Genomic DNA, 20,965 nt, shown 5'->3' with positions numbered 1-20,965 from the left:
CGTGTTTTGCGCATGGTAAACCTTACCCATCCGAAAGGCGCAACGATGAGCGACGTGATTGCAAAAGAAGATGTCCGGCTTTTCTGGGAGGAAGCTTCCTGCGGAGAGGAAGCTTACGCCATTGGAGAAGACGACCAGTCCCGCCTGAAAGCCCAAGCGGATGCACGCTATGCCATCGAGCCCTATATCTTTGACTTCGCTCGTTTCCCGGAAGCTCGCGGTAAATCCGTTCTTGAGATTGGCGTCGGCATGGGCGCCGACCACGAACAACTGGCGCGCAATAGCCCGTCCCGACTTTGCGGCATTGATTTGACTGAGCGGGCGATCGAGTTCACGTCGAAACGTCTCGCGCTTACAGACCTCCAATCCGAGCTACAAGTTTCAGACGCAGAGAACTTGCCGTTCCCTGACGGCAGTTTCGACGTCGTCTATAGCTGGGGTGTCTTGCACCACTCACCCAACACGCAGCGCGCGTTCCAGGAAGTTGCCCGCGTCCTGAAGCCCGGCGGTGTTGCGCGCATCATGATCTACCACAAGAACTCGATGACCGGCTTTCTGCTCTGGGCGCGATATGGCCTCAAGAACCGCCTCTCTCTGGCCGAGACATATTCCCAATATCTTGAAAGCCCCGGCACCAAGGCTTACTCAATCCAGGAAGCTGGAGAACTTTGCAGCAACGCAGGCTTGGAGAACGCCAACATCAAGATCCAGCTTTGCAGCGGAGACCTTCTGGAAGGCGCAGCCGGCCAACGGCATCAGGGGCGCCTGTTAAATTTTGCGAAGGCAATCTGGCCTCGTAGCCTTATTCGAACTTTCGCGCCGAATTTCGGTCTGTTTATGTTGATCGAAGCGCACCGTAGATAGTGCTGCTGCCGGCCCAAACTCCCTCCCCCACATCAGCTTGGCATTTGCGCAACGTTTCGCGCCTGCAGGGATGCGAGGTCTGGCATCGCCTTCTCTCCAACGCGTGCGGAAGAGGCCGAGAGAGGCAAAGAAAAAGCCGCCCGTAGGGCAGCTGTGGCGGTTGATCGCTAAAGTCGTGCGGGTTAGTTTCACGCATGAGCGGGAAACTCGAAGCACAAAAGACATGGGGCGCAAACCCCACGGGATGGACCTCTGCGCGGGACTTTGCTCCCGGCACTGTCGAGTTCTTCAATAAGGCACGAGAATTTCGCGACAACATCGAACAGCCCTGGCTAGCCGACGTCGTCCCCTTCCATCAAATGGCCGGAAAGCGGGTTCTCGAGATCGGCTTCGGCCCAGGCTACGACACACTCAAATTCCTGCAGGCAGGCGCTAACTACACCGGCATCGACATCACACCCGAGAATGTCGAGCGAACGAAAAAACACCTCGCGTTCTTCGGATATGATCCCGACGTTCAACAGGGGGACGCGGAGAACTTACCATTCGCCGATGCAACCTTCGATGTTGTTTATTCCAATGGTGTCCTGCACCACGTGCCAGACATGGAGCGCGCCTTTCGTGAAGCGCGTCGAGTTCTGAAGCCCGGCGGTCAATTCATCGTTATTCTGTACAACAAGCGCTCGGTATTTTATGCGGGTCTTGTCTTAGTTCACTTTCTGAGTGGTCGCTTTCGGCGCGAAACGCTTGCACAGCGGCGATCAAGAATTGAAACAACGACAGCCGATGCCGCGCCGATCGTGAATGTCTATTCACGGAATGAATTAGACGAGATCTTGCGGAAGCAAGGCTTTGCGCATCCCGAAATAACAGTACGCAAATGCACGCCAGAAGATTTTCCTGGCAGTGGAAAATTTGGTGCGCTCTACAGGTTACTACCTTCCCCTGTTTATAATGTCCTTGGCCGCGTCGCTGGCTGGTATCTGATCGCGCGTTCGACGAATATCTAAACCTAGATAACTCGCATAATCACAGGGCAGATGAATGCGGGCGGCATGTTGGTGTGAGCACCACCCCCGCCTGCTGAAGCGTTAGTGATCGTGACGTTAGTGGGAGAAACGCCAGTATTGTCTGTTGTGGTTGTCGCAAACACGCCGGAGCCGGATGGCTGCATGATGTTTAACACTGCAGCCCTCGAATAAGTGTGCGAATGCCCTGGATCGTTGAGTGAGTTCGCATGTGTATGCGCAGGGATTTGAGCCGACGTGAGCGTTACATTCTCTGCTCCGCCCGTCGCCCCGATCGTCGCCCCGGAAATACTGCTCCCTGCGGTCGTGATGCGATTGGCGGCCGTGCCACCCATATTATCAAGCCCGAAGAACGCGCGACCGCGAATATCCGGCCCGGTGAATGTGGTTGAACCGTCCCCAGGTCCGAATGCCGTCCCAACCAGCGCAAACAGCATTGAATAGACCGTGCGCGAGAACAGCTGTCCGAATGGAAAGGCGAAGTTGTTGTTGGGCACCGTCGTGCCGAGATACGGAATACATCCGCCAACGGGAATGACTTCCGGCAGGGTGTAAAAGCCTTGCAGGATAAATTCGCTCGTTGCGTTATAGTAAGTCGCCACATACGGACTGCCGGCGATCAGCGTGGCCGCAGGCAGCTCGACGCCAGGCGCGCGGCGTAGCGGCTTCGCGCCAAGCCCATCCACCGCCAGTGTGACAGTAGCATCGTTAGTGACATGGGGCGTGAAAGCGATCTGCTGACCGTCCAGATGCGCGAGCGTGTCGAAGCCTTGATAGCTCGCGATCGTATAAGCCGTGGACGAGCCGGCTGTCGCCAGTGCACCGGAGATATCATCGCGCCATTTGGCAGCGGACGCCATCATGCCGCGGCCGCTGTCGTTGACCGCCGATGGCGCCATGCCTTCAGCCCAGTTGACGGCATTGTCCGCGCTCGCGTTGGCCGACGCCGTGCGGGACCACGTGTAGAATCCTGACATCTAGTCTCTCCAAACAAAAACGGCGACTCCGAAAGCCGCCGTCACTTCAGTTTCAATTTTCGCTTAGCGTTATTGGATCGGAAAAAGGCCGCGGCTTCCCACGGCTTGAATGATCGAACGCAGTTTGAGCAGATTGCTTATATCGTCGGACGAAGCCGGAGTTGCGCCCGCGGCTGCACCAGGATCAATCTGCGGTCGATCGACTGCAGATGAATCGGGAACGTCCTGCTGTTGTGGCTGCACTAATCGCAGCACCGGCGCCCGGTCCTCAAACGCCTGCCCCGGCAAACGCGCCGTGCTGTATGACATGCTCTGATAAGGCACAAACGGCACAGCCTCGTGAGCAGACTCGAAGGGGCTTACATTGGCTTCAGTCTGCCAACCCGTCGTGTCGGCAACAGCCCGGCCATTGGGACCTGGAATAATTGCGTGCCGGCCGTTACATCACTCTCGGCTCTCCGAGCTGCGGTGTTCAGGGGCTGAGACGGCTCGTTGGCTCTCGGACTCATTTTCCTCAGCACATCTAAATCTCGCGCGTTCGCAGGAATGCCCGAACGAGGATCAAAACCAGGAAGACCCATCCCCTGCTTCCCGAGTCCATCGTTCGGTTTTGTCAAACCGTTATCGCCTGACGGCACACCTTCCCAAGGTTTGTCTGTGCCTGGCCACTTCTTATAATCTCGCTTCAAAAATTCAGGGGGCTCTATCGAGAGCGTCTCGGTTATCTTTTTTGCTCCATCTGCCACCCATTCGGGGCGGCGTTCTGCGATACCAGCTAGAATTTGCATCATGCGAGCCGTGGCATAGACAGCACGAAATCCCGAGGCGACGTTCCCGTTTGGATCAAACAACCCATCCCGCGAATCTGGACGAGCGGACCGGATCATCTGATCGCCAAAACCAACAACATTGCCGTTTCCATCAACCTGGCGAACTCTCTGGTACCAATGGCCGTCGTCCAGATTCTGAACAGGTTTCGAAATCTCATAATGAATACCATTGATATCCGTCATTTTGCCCCCTCAGCTTGGAACGCTTCCCATTCGCTCGTTTGCTTTCTTGCTAGCCCGGTGAGCGCGACCGAAAAAAGCGCATCAACTCCCACGTTGCTATTGAAGACATAGATGCTCTTTACGAGGCACCGGTCGGGATTTAGGGTGCCATCAGGCACTCGCTCGCAGATGCCAACCGACAGCACGTAGTGCGCAATTTCTTCGCGATAACGCACAGCGAATATGTTTCTTTTCTCCCCCGATAGCGAGAACCCCCAGGGGCATTCAGCAACATTTGCATTTACGTATATCCGCGGGATCGCGAGCTGCGCGCCAATTGTGCTCACCAGCTTCTCGCTGGGATACTGCCGCTCATTAAATACGATCCGCCGCGGGTTAACCGAAAGACAGTGAAGTCGATCAAGCTGAAGCTCCAGTTGATCCCAAACCACCGCAGCCCGGATTTCAGAAGTGCGCTCAAGATCGCCGCGAAACAGGATGACGGCAATAAAAACCACCAAAAAGAGAAAAACTCCTCGACCAACAGTTTTTAGCAAATGCACTTAGAGCTCCGTTTGAGAATTAGCTCGCCTCTGAAAAAATCGAGCGAAGCATCAGGGCATTTTGAACATTGGTTTAAATCTTGTTGTCCATATCCGCTGCGAAAGCGTACGAACTTTTTTCGTTTCTGCAATTCCAGTTCGCGCTACTGGATTGGGAAGAGGCCGCGGTTTCCCACGGCTTGAATGATCGAACGCAGTTTAAGCAGATCGCTCATATCTTCAGGCGGAACCGGAGTTGCGCCCGCGGCTGCACCATAGTCGACCGGCTGTCGATCGACTGCAGATGAATCGAAATCGCTCTGCTGTTGCGACGATACCAATCGCCGCGGCGCCTGCGACATCGGCGCCAAGGAGGAATCGAACATGCCGTTCTGCCAACCCGTCGTGTCGGTAACGGGCTGGCCTTTGGAGCCTTGGAATGATTGCATTCCGGTTGCTACACGCTGAGTACTATCGGCTGTCCGATCTGCAGCGTTCAGGGGCTGAGAGGGCTCGTTGGCCGTCACGCTCATTTTCTTCGGGTCTTGCCCGATGTTGCGCCACCAATCACCAATGCCGTTGTTATCGCCGATGCCAGGCGTCGCTCCCCTGGGATTGGAGAACGGCCAGCGCTCGTTAAAAGTCGCTGGCCCCGACTCGGTGAGCGATTGGAACGCTCGAAAGTCCCCAAGAGAGGGCACGTCAAGAGCCGGCTTATATGTGCTGGCGGGCCGCTGATCATCCCAGAATGCTTCTGGATTAACGCGATTTCCCGACTGATCATGGATTTGATAGTGAACGTGCTGACGTCCCTCTGCTCCCACTCCCCCCATGGAGCCAATGAGCTGTCCAGCCGATACGGATTGCCCCTTCGAGACGGATTGGGACTGCAAATGAAGAATTTCATGCAAAAAACCGTTGGCATCTCTTATTGACACCATCCCAAGGTACCCACCCGGCTCCTTAACAACAGTGCCGTCTACAGGTGAATATACGCTTGGATGCTGAAGGTTGAGCCCGCGCTGCCCGGGAACGTTGTAATTGAAATCGACGCCACCATGCGGGCTCGATGCGCGCGGTATGTTGTCTCTCCGCTCTCCAAAATGGCTAGTCGGATGCGGCGGCACTCCCCCGATCGGTGGGAGGATGCTAAACATTTTACGATTTTTATCGTCCCATGGCATATCAAGCGCTCCCGTGGTGATGCGTTGTTCTTAATCTGCTAAATTGAACGATCGGAAATGCCGTACAGAAACCAACAACGCGAATCCCTCCGGAAGCGAAAGTGGATACGGAAACCCGTGTCAGGAACAAAGATTGTTGCCGTCGCGCTTTCCGAGTCATTGATGACTCGCTCTGGATCCGCATCAGGATTGGAATGAGAGTTCTTGCGTGTCGTAACTTCCACACGAAGTTCGTATTTCTTTCTTTCCGTTTCGCCCGGAAAGATTACGCCCTTATTGAACAAAGGTATGTCTTCAAACCTTTCAATAAGTCGCGTCTTGAACGCTTGATCTTCCTTATCTGTCCCGATCAAATCAGCATCAAGCCGGAGGTAATCGAGTGGAAGGCGTGTGAATTTTCTTTGCACGTCTGAGCGCGTGGAAAAAACCTTAAAGAACGCACTGAACTCGCGAGAGGGACAGGTCGCGCTTGCCTGCGAGACAACCGGTGAGGTTTGACTATCGCGCTCAAGCGCAAAGCCCCATCGAGATGGAGCGACCAAGGAGACTGTCGCGATGGCAACAGCAATCAACCAACGAAAAATAGCGCGTTCCATAACAGCAGCCTCATAAAAGATCATCAGCGAAGATTTACGATAGCGTCCGACCGTCCTACAGCCGTCGACATTTCCTTTGTCACCAACTCGACGAATTCCTTGATAGTCGTCACCCACCCTCCTTTTGGTTTCTGACGGGCTTCTTTTGGCAAGTGCACTTCGAACTTCCCCTTTTGGATAGGCCACTTCCCGAGACACTCCCGTGATCCCATCCGTTGCAAACGGACAAGATGCAGCGTGTAGGCATCAACAATAATGCCTACGGTTGCATTTGTTCTTCAAATGTTCCATACTGCAAATGTGTTTTTGAGTAAAGAAGCCGACGCTCGGTCTCGTTACAATCGGAAGACTTATGTCCCACCAGTTCCTGAACGTCGTCCGCGAACGATCGTCATCGTTCGTAGCAGAATCATGTCAACCGTCGCCGATCTCACTCGCACCGAGACTTGAGGACGTGATGAAGCGCTATTTCCTTCACATCCTTCGCAACGTCGTTGCGTGCTTTCCTCGCAGCTATCGCATGCGCAAGGTCTGGCCGGCTTTCATCGGCGTTGGCGCGGCGTTGTTCGCAGGCTGCATGACCATCGCTCCAGCTCAGGCGGCGGATTCGTACAACAAAGAATTATTCGGCCACAGGGTGAGAATAGTCGAAAAGGACAACACCGAGCGGCTTATGATCGACGGGAAGACCGTCGTCAAAGATAGATATGTGTCCATCAACGAAGAGCACACCATCGCAGGTGCTGGTGCTCTCATCGGGTCGAGCAGTGAAGGTGGGTCTCTCTGCCCTGAGCCCGCAATTTTCGTCGTGTCGTTTCCAAAGGATCGCCCCTTTCGTTTGCACGGCCCGAAAGGTGACTGTGGCGAGATCACCTACGAAGTCGAGAAAGATGCGATCCACTTTTTGAGATCGAAGGCTTATAAGCCCAAAACATGGACTTGGACGCCCGACAAAGGCATGTCCGCGGAAGTCGACGCGAACCTGCCAAATCCGTTTCAAGATTCTGATCTCTGGCAGGATATCTCCGCGGGGCGTGTGGATCACCCGCTGCTTCTGTTCAGTCATCCTCAGATGAAGGAAGCGATCAAAGCCTGGATGGGGATAGATGAAGATCGGATCGCTCACGCCGCATTTGGAGCGGGGGACGTCGAACACAAAGGGGACCTCTTCGTTGCAAAAGCCTGTGCGAGGCCCAATGCCTTCTGCGATGACGAACAAATCATTTTCGTCTTCGACACAAAGACTAAAGAAAGATTTGTCGCGTGGAAGTTGTTCGAAAAGCCGCCTGTCGTAAAGCCCGCAGCCGAACAATGGTCGCCGCTGGCGCGTGCTGAACTCGATGATTGGCTTAAGAAATGGGAAGACCACGAAGATCTTCGCAAGAATCCCCCTCCGCCCCGCGATGCTGTGACCGGCGATCTTTTGAACGATCTCCGCAGCAAGAATTTGTCGAAGCCGGAAGAGATCTTCAAACATCCCGACATGGTCGTTCCGATCGAGACCTTGCTTTTGGGCTACCGCGAAACAGTGATGTCCATGGTACGCGGCGGACAAGGGACGATAGAAGACAAAGGCAATGTCATCGTCGGAACGTCCTGTCTCCCTGATGAGTGCAGCGATAAATCATTGATGTTTGCGCTCGACCCCACCAGCAAGCACGTCTTTTTTGCGTGGAAATCGCCCGGCAATCCGATTGTCGTGAAGCCCCCAGTGAAAGAATGGCCGCAACCTGCAAAGAGCGAACTTGCAGCATGGTCCAAACGCTGGACCGAAGCTGTTCAGAACAGCGGGAAGAAAACTCAGTAATGACTACTGGTTCGCGGCTCACATTCACAGCCTTTGGCTCCCGCCGCGAACGATCGTTCGGGTAGCTGTCAGCAGCAGATCACCATCGCGCAAGCTAACCGCGGTTATTGCCGATCAACTATAAAATGAAAATTCACACCCGCTCCTTTCAAGACGGTAATTTGCCATGAACGATCCCGATAAACCTGTCGATCTGGAGCCGCACGAACGGGAGCTAGATCGCGAAAAACCAAGAGAGCCTTTTTGGGGGCCAGGCTTGCCTGATGTCCTCACGCAATTAATCCTCTGGGCGTTAGTTATTTTTGTTTTGTATCTCGCGAAGCCACTTATAGGTGACGTGGGAGTACCTCCGGCGGCATTCTTCTCTATGCCGAAGAAATAGCGAATATCCGTCGCTTCAGGCACAGCGGCAAGCGCCGCACCACCTTCCGATCGGAATGCCCCAGACGGCGCAACGCAGCGCCCTGAACCGTGTCAATCAATCTGAGCGCCGGGTCGGGTCCATTCTTTTCTCCACGCGATAGCAATGCCTCCGCAATGTGCAGACGAACCTCGCCCTGCTCGTCAGATAGCAGCGTGATGGTGCCAGCAACGCTTTTCAACGCTCTACCGATTTTACCGAGGTCCAGAGAGCGCTGCTTGATCACACCTTCATCAATCTGACCATCAGAACACAGCGGGATTTACCCGGCTCCAGATATTCTTCGCTACCGGAGCGACATATTTACTCAACGCGCTGAAGGCGACAGGCAAGCCAGTCCCAACCGCCCCATGCTCGACACCGTGCCGCACCGCGTATTGCGCTGCGTTTTTTAGACGTTCGGAAAGGGAATTGCCATCAAACGCACCGGCAACAGCGCCTTGGGCGACACCATCTCCAAGATGCGCGAGAAATTTCTGGATCAGAGTCGCCTCGGGAGCGAGCCCGGCGGCCGCTGCAAGCCCTGCTTTGGTAAGGACCCCACCCGCGAGAACGCCGCCAAGAGCTTCAGCCCCTTTGCCAACCAAGCCATATTGCTTGCGAGAGTCGTCAAGTATCATGTCCTCTTGAGCCTTGGCATACCGATACGCCTCAGCAGGACTCCAAGTGCCCCGCTTAAACATTTCAAAAGGTGTTGCAACGCCCGCCATGATTTCATCATCCGCGTTCATGGTCATGCCATGAACAATGAGACGCTGCAGCCCTTCCCCCGTGGGCATACCCTTGGCCTTCAGGTTATCAATCTCCCGCCGAACGACCTGCCGATATTTGTCCGTTTGCGGTAATGCAGCGGTTTTCTCGACCGCGACTTTCATTTCATCTGGGTTGAGTTTCGGAAATCTATCGTCGAAACGAGACTCATCATCAGACGGCGCGATAGTTTGAAGAAATCTCGTCGAATTTCCCCTATCCGCTGCATTGAACCGATCATTGAATGACGTTTGCGTCGATGCTGTTGGCAGCGTTGAACGTAAACCTGGGCTCTTGGGCACCACATGCTGTAACCATGAAGGCGATGCATTATTCAATACATACGTTTGCGGATCGAACGCATGGTCGAACCGAGATGAGCCGCCGACGCCAGCATCTGACTGCGGAGCGGATTGAATATTTCCGGCCGAGTTCGATCCATCCGTCCCGGCATAGAACCGCTTATCGAACTGAGCTTGCGTAAGGCCAGCTATTGGCAGCGCTGATCGGGATTGATCAGGCACCGTTTGCAGCCACTGTGGCAGCGCTGGTGAGAGTTGCCCTTGTCCCGGAATGCCGCAGCTTGCGGCACCTGCAATCAACATCGGAGCGGAAAGCGCGTTAATATCCCCACCGGGAATATCCGTCGGAGGGACAGACCGAGAAGGATCGTCACCGCCAAACAACCCTCCGGAGAGAGGAGAGTCTTCATCGAAATAATCAAGCAGCCCCATTGCAATCTTCTCCTTATGGTTCGTTTCGGCTTGCGAAGGCTCGTCGCTCAAGCAATCTGCATCGATTTGTCCGTCGCGCGCTTGTAGTCGACCGTCTTGAGCGGCCCGAGCCGGCCAATTGCTTCCGGCGTCGTCTTCTCAACATCCTGTGCCATAAGACCGATCTGGAATCCGGGCTGGCCGATATAACGGAAGCGATAAACGGGGGTGCCATCAAACAGAGCTCCCACCTGAGCTATATCTTCCTTCACGCGCCGATCGGACAGCTTGCTGAGATTGCCGAGATTGCCAAGATTCCCGAGACTTCCGATTCCGCCCAGGATCTTCGCGAACTGATCCGCACCGGACATTTCGCTCGTCGTCTCGCCCGTGCTGTTCGACTGATTGCCGAGGCCTGCAATCGGCACGCCGATCTGCGCCAGCAAGGACAACGTCTGCGCCGGCAATTGCTGCTTCAACTGCTCGAGCTGCAGCATCTGTTGCGGCGTATAGTTCTGCGCATTGAGCGCGTCGTTTGCCGTCTGCGCACCCTGCACCTGATTTTGAATGCCCTGCTGCTGCAAGCCAGACTGCAAGCCTGCGGTCGTATTGCCCGCGGAGTACAGGTTGCTCGCCGCGCCCTGTTGATTCTGGACATTCTGGTTGTATTGAGCGGCGATCGTTGGCGCCAACCCCTGCGCGAGGCCGCGCGCCAGCGCCTGCGAGTTTGCCCCGCTGAAGTCTCTGCCCGCCGCCGCGAATTGACTGTTGACGCCGTTCGTGATGTCGGAGCTGGCCGTCTTGATCGCATCCGCAAATCCCGGCGTGCTGTAGGGATCGTAATTCGTGTTCGACGCGAGCGGGTTCGTCTGCTGCTGATAGGTCTGGTAAGCCTGATTGATGTTGCCCGACTGATCCGTCGCCCCTCCGCCGCTCAGCAGATTCGTCGCCAGGCTGCCGATCTGCGGGGCATAGGGATTGCCCGCCTGCGCATTCTGCTGAAGCTGATTGATGGCGTTCTGCGACGTCTGCGACAGCCCGCTGTTCGGAATGAGAGTGCCGAGCTGATCCAGAATGCCCTTGAGCGCCGGCTGCGCCGCCTCCCAGGGCTGGGTCTGGCTTTGCTGTGTGGTGGTCTGCTTGCTTTCACCGCCCATTAGAGTTCTTTCTCCAGGATAACGTTACGGATGCGATAGCGTTCGAGCACGCGCACCCACCCCTTGCGCCCGAAAATGCGGACGCGCGAACAACCTTCTGCTTTTGCATAATCTTCGATCTCGCCAAGAAGGCTGAGCCAGCGGCGCATGTTCTTGCCGCCGCAGGCCGTCAACACGCAAACCTTCTCCGCATCGGTCTCGATCAGCGACGTCGTTGCCGCCGCTTCCACGGCGCTTCCGTTCCAGGCAATCCACAGAAGGCCATCGCCATTCAGCACATCGAAATCGATGTCCTGCGAATGCGAGAGATTGGTGCGGCGGATGGCGCGATGGATCAGGTCGGAAACGTGGGGCCAGAATTCGTGAACGCGGTCGGGAGCAACGCAGATCAACTCAACCGACATTCACGTATCCGAACGTGCGATCCGTCGAGGCCGCGCTGGTATGGGTGAGCGTGAACGTGCCTGGCGCCGTCGCAGTCACGTAAGTCGTCGCAAGCGCGGCCGCCGCATTCGCCGTCTTCGGCATCAGCAGTACGATGCTCTCAGGCCCGCAGGTCTGATTGCTCACTGTGGTCGCCGTTGCGTCATGCTGCAGCGTCACCTCGCCCACCGCATTGGATCTCCCCTGCGCGAGCTGCTGCAAGGCAAATGCGAACTTGGTGAGGTCTTTCTCGTTGGTCTGAACAATTGCGACGCTCATAAGCTACCCGCCGTCGTGACATCGGGCTCGACGCCCGCAATGAACGTCCAGCTTGTTCCGGCAGGGATACGCGCCTTATAGCGGGAGTAACGCGTGTCCTTACGAAAGTCGCAGCGGCCGGTGCGAGGGTTGATCAGCGATTCCGGAATCAATACCGGTGCGATTTGCTGATTGTCCCTGAACGAAGCCGAGCCATAGACAGGGCTGGCATCTGTGATCGGCCGGAATCCCTTCAGAAATATCCGCCGCCCGTCAGTGCCCTGCTCCGCCGTTTCAAGCGTGGCTTCAAGGTTCGCGCCTCGGAAGAAACCCAACGTGCCAGCCTTGTTGAATTGCGCGATCTCAGGCGTGACCGACGTGGCGTAACTATCCAGAGACGCAACAAGAGCATCGATCGAGGATGAAAGTTCGTCGAGCCCTTCCAGCGTGACGCCAGTCTGCGAAATTCCCAGCAGATACTGCCCGCTCATGCTGATCGGAAAGAACCGATCTAACGCCCTGTCGTAACCAAGGATGGTGTCATACGATCCCGTTGCGCCGTTGACTGATTTATAAGCCCAGAACACGCGGGTGCCGCGTGGATCGGCAGCGCCCATGAAGAGCTGCAGGTTGCTTTTATCCAGGTCTTTGAAAAACGAACGGTCCACTCGCTCACGCCCGATCTGCTGCGGCAGCCCTCCCGGCTCGATCTGGTAGAACCCTTTTGCGGAATAGAAGAAGATTGCGTCGCCAGAGCGTATGATGCTGTAAGGCGCATAAAGTCCTTGGTCCTGCGTGACACGTTCAATCTGGAAGATCACCGGAGAACCGGGCGCGTAGGTCATGCGGCGGATCGCCTGATCCTGAAATATGGTGCCGTACTCGCCACCCGCCACGCCGCGCACGATGCCGCCATCCGGCAGGTCCTGGAAATCCGACGAATTGAGACCACTCGTCCAGGAGTCTGCCGTGTTGACATTATTCAACCCGGACCACTGGATGCGATACGGCGTCTCGAGAAGACCGGACAGCACGAGGAAACGGCCAACGACTTCGATATAAGCGGCTTGTGGCGGGCCCCCGAGTGCGTCCTCAAATTCTGTCGAGGATTGAAGATCAAATACCTGCAAGACGTCGTTTGCCTGCGTCGCGAACACCAGATTGTTGAACTGCGCAAATCGCCACTGCGCTGTTGGGTTCAGCGTTCCGTAAGTGCCGCCTCCCCTCGAGACATCGCTCCAAGAGAACGTGGTGTTATTGAGAATATAGAGCCTGTCTTCCGTTCCGGCGAACGTCGCAACCGTGCCGTCTCCGCGGAGAGCATAGAACGCGCCACGGCAGGCCGCAGGCAGCGAATTGCTGTAGCTCGTGAAGTCCGGGAACGGCCCGTATCCATCACCCTGCGGGAGTACGTTTTGGATGTTCTTTGTGTTTGTAGCGAGGTAGTCGGAAACGTCGGGCTTGTATTCACCCCATTGAATCAGAGGCATGGATCACTCGCATAGATCTGCGTCCGAATTCCTGGCTGGCGCGCTTGAGGCGCCTAGATCTCGGACTGTTTGGGTGTGTCGGTTTCAAATTTGGTTTCGCCGCAACCCCGTCGAATCAGTCAGCCTCAAAGGCCTGGGATCAAAATCCGAGGAGAATGCATGGCCTGCCATCGCTTCCTGAGATGGAACTTACCCTTGGAGAGCGATGAAAAGCCGCCTGAAGGCGGCCGGGGTTGTATTCAATTGGGAAACGGCTTTAGTACATGCCAATTGACTAATTGGAATTCGATCCATGCGTCCCGATTTCGCAGAGAACAGCAACAAGGCAGCTCAACAGCTTTGGAACAGCAAGGCGGTTGGCAGCGATCGAGCTTTGGGCGCGGAAAAAGGATCAACGCTCTATTTCGACCGAATACGTTCATACCGATATGGATATGAAACGCCCTTCATCCCAACGACATTCGATTTCGTCTCTCTTAACGGCAAGAGAGTTCTCGAAATCGGCGTTGGCAACGGCATTGATGCTATTGAAATGATGCGGTACGGCGCGATCTATACCGGCTTGGATGTCACGGCTAATCATCTCGAATTGACGAGACGTCATATCGAGATGATGGGCCTCTCGTCTCAGGCCTCCGAACTGATCCATGGAGACTTACTTTCATCAAACCTCGCCGGCGACTTCGATGTTGTCTACTCCTTTGGCGTCCTTCATCACATCGCCCATGAACAAGACTACCTTCGGAAAATCCGCTCTTTGCTCAAGCCAGACGGCGAACTGAGAATTGCCGTTTATTCAAAATACAGTTTCTTCAACGTCTACCTGCTGGCAACCTGGCTTCTGCGAAACCGAATGAAGAATTCGTTCGATGATTGGCGTAGCCATGTCGCAGAACATTCAGAACTAGGCGCTCCTGTTACGATCAAAATCAGATCCAAGGCTCGAGTTGAGCGCGAGCTCGTGGAAGCCGGTTTTACGATTAAGCGCTATGAAAAACGCGGCTTTGTGCAAAATTATCTTCCTGTGATTGGGAAGAAGTTCGCGCCTGATGGGCCCGAGCTCAGAAAATTAGCAACGATACTTGGCTGGTATCATTGCTTCATATGTAAACCAATCTAGCGCCCTCATGATCCGAAACGTCCGGCCCGGTACTCACCCCATTGAATCAATGGCATGCTAAATTGTCTCGTCCGTCCAGTTTTCAGAGGGCTTGCTGCGTTCGGTCCAGCCGTCCGATAGCGCAGGCTTGGTCGTCCAGGCCTCTGAAGCCTTCGCAACAATGACCCATGGGTCTGATGGCGTTGGCTGCTCGGCCCAGCCGTCTTGATCTACCGGAATCGGTATCCACCATTCAGGGATGACGATGAAGGCGACAGGCCACCCCGTCAGAATGAAATCGCCTGCTGCGGTCCCAAAGATTGTTGTGAATGCGACTTCATTTCCGACGAGCGCGAAAGCGCCGAATCCAAGCGGGACATTTGTTCGGAAGGCTGCATCCTCGCCATTTATGTTAAAGTCTCCAGTTCCAGGTGCAATCGCTGCATTGAGCTGAACAGGATTGCCGGAAAGGGCAAATGACCCAGAAGCAGTGGGTTGCATAACGCTGAACGAAGCAGGTTGACCAACCAAGGCGACCGATCCTGTTCCGATAGCGTGCTTGATATTGAACGCTGCTGAATTGCCTGTCAGAACAAATGAGCCGGTCCCTGCGACCAGTACAATTGTCGACGCGGCTTGGTCTGCGCCTTGCCCGAGCGCGAGGCGGCCTAGAGCATCGAACCCAAGCACGTACTAAACCAATTCGTTCGCGCGAATGATGATGTGATCCACCTGATCTGACGAGAGTTGCAGCGCCGCGATCAACTCTTGCACCAACTTGTCGCTACGCCTGATCTCAAGCGCTAAATCCCATTCTTCCTGTGCATCAGGGTCAGTCGCAATCGCCGCTTTCACCTGATCCCATGCGCCAAGTTCATCGAATGCCCGCTTGAGCCCGAGCTTCGTAGCGCTAGCTGGCACGGGCGGGACGTAAGGGTCTGGCGTGTTACCTCCAGCAAGCCAATCTTCGTACTCTGCACGATCTCGGTTAGCTGGACCGCTCGGAATAGAAGCACCATCCACAACACGAACAACTATATCAGTAGCGGTTAGCACATATGCCTTGGTCATGGCTCACAATCTCGCGTTCGCGGTCCAGTTGCCCAAAACAAGAGAAGCCCCTCCGACCGTCGCACCGCTCACGCCCATATTTACGTTAAAGCTGTCCTCATAGACGTCTTGCGCGGTGATGACTGCGGTGTTTCTCCAAGCGCTCCCGTTAGGCAACCATTGCCAGAAACCATTGACAGGTGTGTCATTCGTGCCGCCTTGAAAGGCTGGACAGAAGAACGTCATCGTTGGCGACACCCGCATGTTTCGTGGAAATCGGATCATTTGGCTGGTAATCGCAGTAGTAGCCCAAGCCAAGGCCGAGATGCGCGACGCGCCACCACCATTGAAAGGAGGAGTGCCTACAGGAAAGCCCTTTGAATAAAACCGCTGAGAGCGAAAAAGCTCTTGATCAAACGGACGCATGATGGACGGCGAGCTACCTACCATCGGCAATTCGAGGCCGGGCAATATAATCAACCCGGTTATTTGGAACGTATCTGTCGTCGCTGCGCCGCCGTTGATGCTTCCTGTGGCTCCAACGAAATTACCATTCATCCACGCACCGGGCGTTGTCAAAGACCCGCTAAAACATGCAGGGACGAACGTGACGGCCAATCCAATCCTGTTGTCGCCAAACCACGTTCCGGATGTGTCACCAAAAACGGTAACAGTTTTAAATTCCCATGTATCAGCGGCATTGATTGTAAAAGTGAATGAATAGGATCGGTTGAAGCTGCCGTTCCGAACACCTCCGGAATATGTGCCAGGTCTATGGGCCTTAACCCAAAACCCGAATGAAATGGGTTGAGCATTACCGCTGCCGAACGCTAATTGAACCGAATCGTAACCTTCGATGTAGTGACTAATGACGATAAATTCGCTCGAACCAATCGAAGGAACTGCTGTTGTAACAGAGATCTTTAGTGAATTGTTGTACCCCGGCGGTGCATCAGATACCTGTTGTCCTGAGACGACAAATCCACTCGTGTTCACCAGCCAGCCATCGAGCAAATAGGAATTGACAGCAGCAACAGGGTTTTGCCCGTATTGCTGGCTGACTTCACAACCGCCATTTGTTTGAAGACCTTTGGAAGCAAGGGCATCGAATGGCGCGGCGCATATGTTGCTGCGACCTTGCGCTTGCTGCGCGCTGGTCAGCGACATGGCAGCATCGAACGAAAGAATGTCCTCCGCTCGCGCGGTGATGAAAACTTCGGCCGTACCTGACAGATTCAACGCCGCATTAGCGTTCGTCGAGCGTGACACGGTGCGCGTCAGCGTCGGGCCGCCAGGGCTATAGGTGCCCGTCCCAATCTCGCTGTTGTTGCCGTCCTTGATGCCGTAGGCGACAACGTCGCCATTAGCCACGCCTGCTTGGGCGAATGTCAGATAGCCCGCGACTGGAACGCCAAGCGTGATTGCACCCGTCCCCGTCGTCGACGTGGTCATCCGGGCGAGATTGTAAAGCTTTGCCATCAGGTGATCGTCAGAACGCCGTTGGTGCCGTCAAAATCGATCGTGAACGAATTTCCACTCGTGAGCGTCAAGGCCACTCCATAATCATACCAGCCGATAAGCTCATCATTCGCCGCTGTGTCGTTATAGAGGATGACATACTGAAAAGGCCCCACAACGCCGCCGGAAGCCGTCAATGTGGCGTCGCTGATTGTAAGCTTGTATGTCCCTGACGTCTGAGCAGACGATGCAACGGTCAGTGCTATGCCGCCGGCTGGATAACCGCTCGTCGCCGCGATCTGCGTGATGTTGGCAAGAACAGTATTCGTCGCTACTGGAAGCGTGTTCGACAATGCGGCCTTAAGCTGATCCGACTGAAGATTATGCACCTTCTCGGCCAGGGCCTCTACGAAACTTTGAAACTTGTTGAATGTCGCCATTGTCTGTCCTTATGGCGTTGAGCCGGTAACACGCGCGGTCATCGGGCCCGCGTTGTAGGCCTGATCGCGCGAAAGTTGATTGATGCTGTCGAGCGCGTATTTGAATCCTGTTGCCCAGGTGGAGAGGCGCTCATCTTCCTTGATATAGGGCGAGGTCTCGAGCAACGCCCCGTACAGATAGATATCCGGCGATGTCTCAAGCAGCCAATTCAAAGGATTGGTGTCCGATAGCGCCGGAATGTTGGCGCGGTAGACCATCTCCAGCGTGTAAGCCATATCTGGTGTGCGGATCAGCTCCATCTCGTCGCCGAAGATGGTGAAGAACTGCGGACGCCCCGGCGCGTTTCCGGAGCGTGTGCGGAATTCGTCCGCCTGTCGTCCGCTCAGAAACTCAAGACGCGGCTTGCCTTCCACACCATTCAGGCGCACGCGCCGCATGGTCTGGAAGTCCAGCGGCAGGCTGACGAACTCCGGCTCATCACTCAGCATGTTCACCAATGTCGTCGACCGCTTTTCCATCTTGTTGGAACGCAGATCGCGATTCAGCTTCGCTTCGCACAGGCGGACAAAATCCGGCACACGCGCGAGAATGCCAGCATCGGTCTCGCGGCCAAGCCATTCGGCGATGGCCGCTTGTAGATCGGCATAGTTTGCAAGACTCACAACGAACCTCCAATCCAGCCCGCCCGTGTGGACGGCGCATCGATGCGCAGAAATCGCCAGTCAGGATCCTGCAGCTTGCGTGCGACCAACCGGTCGAATTCCGGTGTGAACAGTCGCAGGCTCACATTGCCGCGGGCGTATTCCTCGTTCAGCCATTGCTCGAGGAAGATATTGGGAATACGCGCGACATGCCGCCCCCAGTCACTTGCCTGCGGCACAGCTGCGGCCTGCTTGTTGGCTTCGATGATGTCCTCCACATCCTGCGAGCGCTTGAACGTGAAGCTCTGCGCGCTCTCATCGATGTGGAGGGAGGTGTGAACGCTCATTGCAGTTCCGTCACCCACAGGGTGCCGGAAGTTGAGGTCACCAGGCCACCGGTTGCGGCCTTGATGGCCGAGATGCGTTGGCCTGGCGTGACCGTGACGAAGGTTTCCCAGTTGGCCGGCAGATAGGGATCGGCAGCGGTAGCGGTCTGCACGCCGTCGCCGATCCGGAAATGGCAGGCTGAATTCGACACCAGCCTGATGCGATAGGTTTGCGGGCCGAACGCGTTGGCGATGGCTGCGGATGCGTCATAGGCAATGGTCTGCGTGACGCCGATGCGGGTTGAATGTTTCATGTCAGGCGATCTGAATGTCCGCGAAGAAGGTTGTCGGCACCGGGCCGTTGCCGGCGCCGTCGGTAATGAACTCGATCGCGTCGTCTTCGTTGACGGCGTTGTCATCGGCCGGAACGACGGTATCGACATCGCCGGCCGCAGAGCCGGTGAACCCGATGGTCCAGCCGCCGCCGGTCACGGCGACACCTTTGATGTTCGTGGTGATGATGTTGTCGGCAGTAGTGACTGCGGCATGGATGACGGAGCCCATCTTCACCACTCTGCCGCGGCACGGCGCAGTGGTGAACGCACTGCCCGCGGTGGAACAGTCCGCCATGTGCGCGAACACGCGGATGATGTTGAGCGGGCGCGGATTAGCGAGAGTCATTGAGAGCCTCCAAAAAGAATGGGCGACCCGAAGGCCGCCCATGAGTTGCAGGGAGATGCGTAAAAGCTTAAGCGGCCGTGTTGTCGAACACGCCGCCGGAGGCTTTCTCGTTGCGGGCTTCCAGTGCGTATTCGCTCAGGAGCTGCGCGCGTTCACTATCGCCGGTCTTTGCCAATGGCACGGCCACCATCTTGCGGCCGTTGAGATGCGCCACCGCCCACATGTCGTCCTGCAGGACGAGCACATCACGCGGGCGCACCTGGCGGCTCGGCGCCACCTTCAGCACGCCGAAATCGGATTCGTAGACGTCCACCGAGGCCACGATCTTCTTCGAGCGTGCGTCCTCCATCGGCGTGGAGCGGCCGGTGAAGGTCGAGAACTGTTGCTTGTTGAAGCCGCCGCACATGATGATGTTCGGCTTGCCGCCATTGGTCCAGCAGGATTGCAGCACGGTCTTCAGCCGTGCCTCGGTGAAGGCCACCTGTGTGCCGTCGGTGCGGGTCCCGGTGCCGTTTGCTGCTGCCGGATCAGCAGCAGTTCCCGTCCCCTTCGATGTATTGGTCTTGAGCCAGGAGAGAACTGACGCGGTCTTGCGCGCGGTGGCATCGTCGCCAACAATCTTGGCCTGGTTGGTGCCACAGAGAATGGCGTCGATGTCGAGCTTCAGCGCGAGACCCTTCAGCATCTTCTGATAGCCCATCTCGTCGCCGCGCCCGGCGTGCTCCACCGCCTGCTGCGTACCTGAAACGCGGGCCACCTTGTCGGAGATCTGACAGATATTGCCCAGGCGCACCGTCGGCACGGTGGCGTCGGTCGTGGCGTCATCGCCTTCGAGCACCGCATTGCCGGTGTCGCGGCTGTCGAGCGCCTGCGTCTGCCACTCGTGATTGACGGCTGAGGCTTTCACCTTCTCGCACATGGTGAAGAACGGCGTGTCGGTCGGATCGATACGGAAGATCTCGTCCGACAGGTCTTCGCGGTTGCCGACCGCTTCATAGGTGGCAAAAGTATTAGATGGCATAGCCATGGATATGTTTCCTTTCTCGCCGGCATCGGCTCCACGCGAGTGCGTCGCGGGTATTGCCGGCGTTTGGGTTGAGACGTTATGAAGTGCTTGGACTGTTCGCGACGCGCTAGAACGTTTTCGAGCGAAGTGGGTAACGGTTCGCGTGAAGAAAACGCGTTAGAAAATTGAGACCTGCGCGTCGCATAGCCGCCTCACCTGCACGCGGTCGGAATGACTCCGTGCAGTGAACGGCTGTGTGGTGACTCTGGCGAACGATCGCCAGGACCTTGCTGTCATGCGCAGCGGAAGCGTCCGCATCGCACGGTTCGAGTTCAGATCAAGGGTCGTTGCTTCGTCCAAGACCTCGGACTATCCGGGGAGCGGCTATGTCAGCCGGGCCGTTGTCCTGCGTCTCACCGGGAGCCTCCGTCGCTCTCTATCTCAACAGCGTCCGGAGGGGCGGCGTCAGCCTTATTGGCTAAATCTGATTGATATCCGAGGTTGCCACATCGGCAACTGGAAAGATTGGAAAATCAGGCGCTCTCGGCTTCGGCTTGGATTCGTTCTCCGAACGCACTGTCAATTTTCACAATTATTTCCCGCAAGCTTCCGACACATAGTGCAACGATCGCAACAATGGCTGATGCAATAAGCAGCGGAAGAGATTTGAACACCATCATGGTCATTATAGCTAGACGGGCACGTCGAAGATGTCTCGCGACTTGCTTCCGCGTTTCTTGATTCTCGATTTTTCCCAGCGCTTTGCTTACAGCCGACGGCTCGCTGTCACCAACGGGATACAGAGCAACAAACCTTACCCAAGTGAGGTCATGAGCAAAACGGATGAATTGGTTGAACGACTTGCGGACAGATTTGTACTCGTCGGAATCGAAATCCATGGTGCCTGCGCTCGCCATATCGAATACGGCGTCGCGCTGCTCAAAAACAACTTGGCGCGCAACATCAGTAACTGTTTGCTGCCAAGGTCCATAAAAGAAAACAATAAAGAGCGAAAAGGCAAACAAGCCTGCGATTGCATCCGCGTAAATCATCGGAATTTA

General features: G+C 55.8%; 26 protein-coding genes. 5 read left to right on the top strand and 21 right to left on the bottom strand.

Translation table 11 applies throughout. The features are described 5' to 3' along the window. Nucleotides 1–45: 45 nt before the first annotated feature. Nucleotides 46–864: a class I SAM-dependent methyltransferase gene (locus tag ACZ5C3_RS12190; RefSeq protein WP_464037914.1), complete on the top strand. Its 819-nt coding sequence runs from the start codon at nt 46–48 to the stop codon at nt 862–864. 359 nt (nt 865–1,223) lie between these two features. Further along, entirely contained in the window at nt 1,224–1,874 is a 651-nt protein-coding gene (locus ACZ5C3_RS12185; protein ID WP_464037913.1) for a class I SAM-dependent methyltransferase, read from the top strand. A 2-nt stretch (nt 1,875–1,876) separates the two neighbouring features. Here ACZ5C3_RS12185 and ACZ5C3_RS12180 read toward each other — a convergent pair whose 3' ends face one another. The 5 genes from ACZ5C3_RS12180 to ACZ5C3_RS12160 form a co-directional block, all read right to left on the bottom strand. Continuing rightward, nucleotides 1,877–2,869, bottom strand: coding sequence for a phage tail protein (locus ACZ5C3_RS12180; RefSeq protein ID WP_464037912.1), 993 nt, complete (start codon nt 2,867–2,869; stop codon nt 1,877–1,879). A 359-nt stretch (nt 2,870–3,228) separates the two neighbouring features. Continuing rightward, complete coding sequence (locus ACZ5C3_RS12175) at nt 3,229–3,882, bottom strand: hypothetical protein (RefSeq protein WP_464037911.1); 654 nt, start codon at nt 3,880–3,882, stop codon at nt 3,229–3,231. Then, a complete protein-coding gene (locus ACZ5C3_RS12170; protein ID WP_464037910.1) occupies nt 3,879–4,424 on the bottom strand; it encodes a hypothetical protein in 546 nt (181 codons plus the stop codon). Before ACZ5C3_RS12170 ends, ACZ5C3_RS12175 begins: the two co-directional genes overlap by 4 nt. A 143-nt stretch (nt 4,425–4,567) precedes the next feature. After that, nucleotides 4,568–5,587 carry a M23 family metallopeptidase gene (locus ACZ5C3_RS12165; protein WP_464037909.1) on the bottom strand — a complete coding sequence of 340 codons (1,020 nt, stop codon included), beginning with the start codon at nt 5,585–5,587 and terminating at the stop codon, nt 4,568–4,570. Between the two features lie 38 nt (nt 5,588–5,625). Beyond that, a complete protein-coding gene (locus tag ACZ5C3_RS12160) occupies nt 5,626–6,381 on the bottom strand; it encodes a hypothetical protein (RefSeq protein ID WP_464037908.1) in 756 nt (251 codons plus the stop codon). Nucleotides 6,382–6,640: 259 nt separating this feature from the next. On the opposite strand from ACZ5C3_RS12160, the gene ACZ5C3_RS12155 reads away from it, so the two are divergent. Continuing rightward, entirely contained in the window at nt 6,641–7,990 is a 1,350-nt protein-coding gene (locus tag ACZ5C3_RS12155; RefSeq protein WP_464044732.1) for a hypothetical protein, read from the top strand. A gap of 166 nt (nt 7,991–8,156) precedes the next feature. After that, a complete protein-coding gene (locus tag ACZ5C3_RS12150) occupies nt 8,157–8,372 on the top strand; it encodes a hypothetical protein (RefSeq protein ID WP_464037906.1) in 216 nt (71 codons plus the stop codon). On the opposite strand, the gene ACZ5C3_RS12145 is transcribed toward ACZ5C3_RS12150, so the two are convergent. Genes ACZ5C3_RS12145 through ACZ5C3_RS12120 form a run of 6 tightly spaced genes read right to left on the bottom strand, consistent with a single transcriptional unit; the run spans nt 8,356 to nt 13,202 of the window. Next, nucleotides 8,356–8,637 (bottom strand): hypothetical protein, encoded by a 282-nt coding sequence (locus tag ACZ5C3_RS12145; protein ID WP_464037905.1) that lies wholly within the window; start codon nt 8,635–8,637, stop codon nt 8,356–8,358. The genes ACZ5C3_RS12150 and ACZ5C3_RS12145 overlap by 17 nt on opposite strands. Nucleotides 8,638–8,656: 19 nt before the next feature. Next, on the bottom strand, nt 8,657–9,946 hold the full coding sequence (locus ACZ5C3_RS12140; protein WP_464037904.1) for a hypothetical protein: 1,290 nt from the start codon (nt 9,944–9,946) through the stop codon (nt 8,657–8,659). Further along, entirely contained in the window at nt 9,943–11,031 is a 1,089-nt protein-coding gene (locus ACZ5C3_RS12135) for a tail fiber domain-containing protein (protein WP_464037903.1), read from the bottom strand. The genes ACZ5C3_RS12140 and ACZ5C3_RS12135 overlap by 4 nt, the downstream gene beginning before the upstream one ends. Then, nucleotides 11,031–11,435 (bottom strand): hypothetical protein, encoded by a 405-nt coding sequence (locus tag ACZ5C3_RS12130; RefSeq protein ID WP_464037902.1) that lies wholly within the window; start codon nt 11,433–11,435, stop codon nt 11,031–11,033. The genes ACZ5C3_RS12135 and ACZ5C3_RS12130 overlap by 1 nt, the downstream gene beginning before the upstream one ends. Beyond that, nucleotides 11,425–11,733 carry a hypothetical protein gene (locus tag ACZ5C3_RS12125; protein ID WP_464037901.1) on the bottom strand — a complete coding sequence of 103 codons (309 nt, stop codon included), beginning with the start codon at nt 11,731–11,733 and terminating at the stop codon, nt 11,425–11,427. The genes ACZ5C3_RS12130 and ACZ5C3_RS12125 overlap by 11 nt, the downstream gene beginning before the upstream one ends. After that, nucleotides 11,730–13,202, bottom strand: coding sequence for a hypothetical protein (locus ACZ5C3_RS12120; RefSeq protein WP_464037900.1), 1,473 nt, complete (start codon nt 13,200–13,202; stop codon nt 11,730–11,732). Before ACZ5C3_RS12120 ends, ACZ5C3_RS12125 begins: the two co-directional genes overlap by 4 nt. 292 nt (nt 13,203–13,494) lie before the next feature. Between ACZ5C3_RS12120 and ACZ5C3_RS12115 the strand changes: the two genes are divergently transcribed. Continuing rightward, nucleotides 13,495–14,322 (top strand): class I SAM-dependent methyltransferase, encoded by an 828-nt coding sequence (locus ACZ5C3_RS12115; RefSeq protein ID WP_464037899.1) that lies wholly within the window; start codon nt 13,495–13,497, stop codon nt 14,320–14,322. A 57-nt stretch (nt 14,323–14,379) separates the two neighbouring features. On the opposite strand, the gene ACZ5C3_RS12110 is transcribed toward ACZ5C3_RS12115, so the two are convergent. The 10 genes from ACZ5C3_RS12110 to ACZ5C3_RS12065 all read right to left on the bottom strand — a co-directional run bounded on the left by ACZ5C3_RS12110 (nt 14,380) and on the right by ACZ5C3_RS12065 (nt 20,956). Further along, nucleotides 14,380–14,991, bottom strand: coding sequence for a hypothetical protein (locus ACZ5C3_RS12110; RefSeq protein ID WP_464037898.1), 612 nt, complete (start codon nt 14,989–14,991; stop codon nt 14,380–14,382). Nucleotides 14,992–14,994: 3 nt separating this feature from the next. After that, nucleotides 14,995–15,372: a hypothetical protein gene (locus ACZ5C3_RS12105; RefSeq protein WP_464037897.1), complete on the bottom strand. Its 378-nt coding sequence runs from the start codon at nt 15,370–15,372 to the stop codon at nt 14,995–14,997. A gap of 3 nt (nt 15,373–15,375) precedes the next feature. Beyond that, nucleotides 15,376–16,830 carry a hypothetical protein gene (locus ACZ5C3_RS12100; protein ID WP_464037896.1) on the bottom strand — a complete coding sequence of 485 codons (1,455 nt, stop codon included), beginning with the start codon at nt 16,828–16,830 and terminating at the stop codon, nt 15,376–15,378. Further along, nucleotides 16,830–17,249, bottom strand: a complete 420-nt coding sequence (locus ACZ5C3_RS12095) for a hypothetical protein (RefSeq protein WP_464037895.1) — start codon at nt 17,247–17,249, stop codon at nt 16,830–16,832. Before ACZ5C3_RS12095 ends, ACZ5C3_RS12100 begins: the two co-directional genes overlap by 1 nt. A gap of 9 nt (nt 17,250–17,258) precedes the next feature. Beyond that, the gene (locus ACZ5C3_RS12090; protein WP_464037894.1) at nt 17,259–17,912 is read right to left on the bottom strand and encodes a phage adaptor protein; all 654 of its coding nucleotides are present in this window, start codon (nt 17,910–17,912) and stop codon (nt 17,259–17,261) included. Next, nucleotides 17,909–18,238: a hypothetical protein gene (locus ACZ5C3_RS12085; protein ID WP_464037893.1), complete on the bottom strand. Its 330-nt coding sequence runs from the start codon at nt 18,236–18,238 to the stop codon at nt 17,909–17,911. The genes ACZ5C3_RS12090 and ACZ5C3_RS12085 overlap by 4 nt, the downstream gene beginning before the upstream one ends. Then, nucleotides 18,235–18,531, bottom strand: a complete 297-nt coding sequence (locus tag ACZ5C3_RS12080) for a hypothetical protein (protein WP_464037892.1) — start codon at nt 18,529–18,531, stop codon at nt 18,235–18,237. Before ACZ5C3_RS12080 ends, ACZ5C3_RS12085 begins: the two co-directional genes overlap by 4 nt. 1 nt (nt 18,532) lies before the next feature. Then, nucleotides 18,533–18,898 carry a hypothetical protein gene (locus ACZ5C3_RS12075; RefSeq protein WP_464037891.1) on the bottom strand — a complete coding sequence of 122 codons (366 nt, stop codon included), beginning with the start codon at nt 18,896–18,898 and terminating at the stop codon, nt 18,533–18,535. Between the two features lie 67 nt (nt 18,899–18,965). Next, nucleotides 18,966–19,925 (bottom strand): DUF5309 domain-containing protein, encoded by a 960-nt coding sequence (locus ACZ5C3_RS12070; RefSeq protein ID WP_464037890.1) that lies wholly within the window; start codon nt 19,923–19,925, stop codon nt 18,966–18,968. Nucleotides 19,926–20,437: 512 nt separating this feature from the next. Then, nucleotides 20,438–20,956, bottom strand: coding sequence for a hypothetical protein (locus tag ACZ5C3_RS12065; RefSeq protein WP_464037889.1), 519 nt, complete (start codon nt 20,954–20,956; stop codon nt 20,438–20,440). Nucleotides 20,957–20,965: the final 9 nt, after the last annotated feature.

The organism is Afipia dichlorophenoxyacetatis (assembly GCF_055386385.1).
This window is presented reverse-complemented; position numbering and strand designations above follow the sequence as displayed.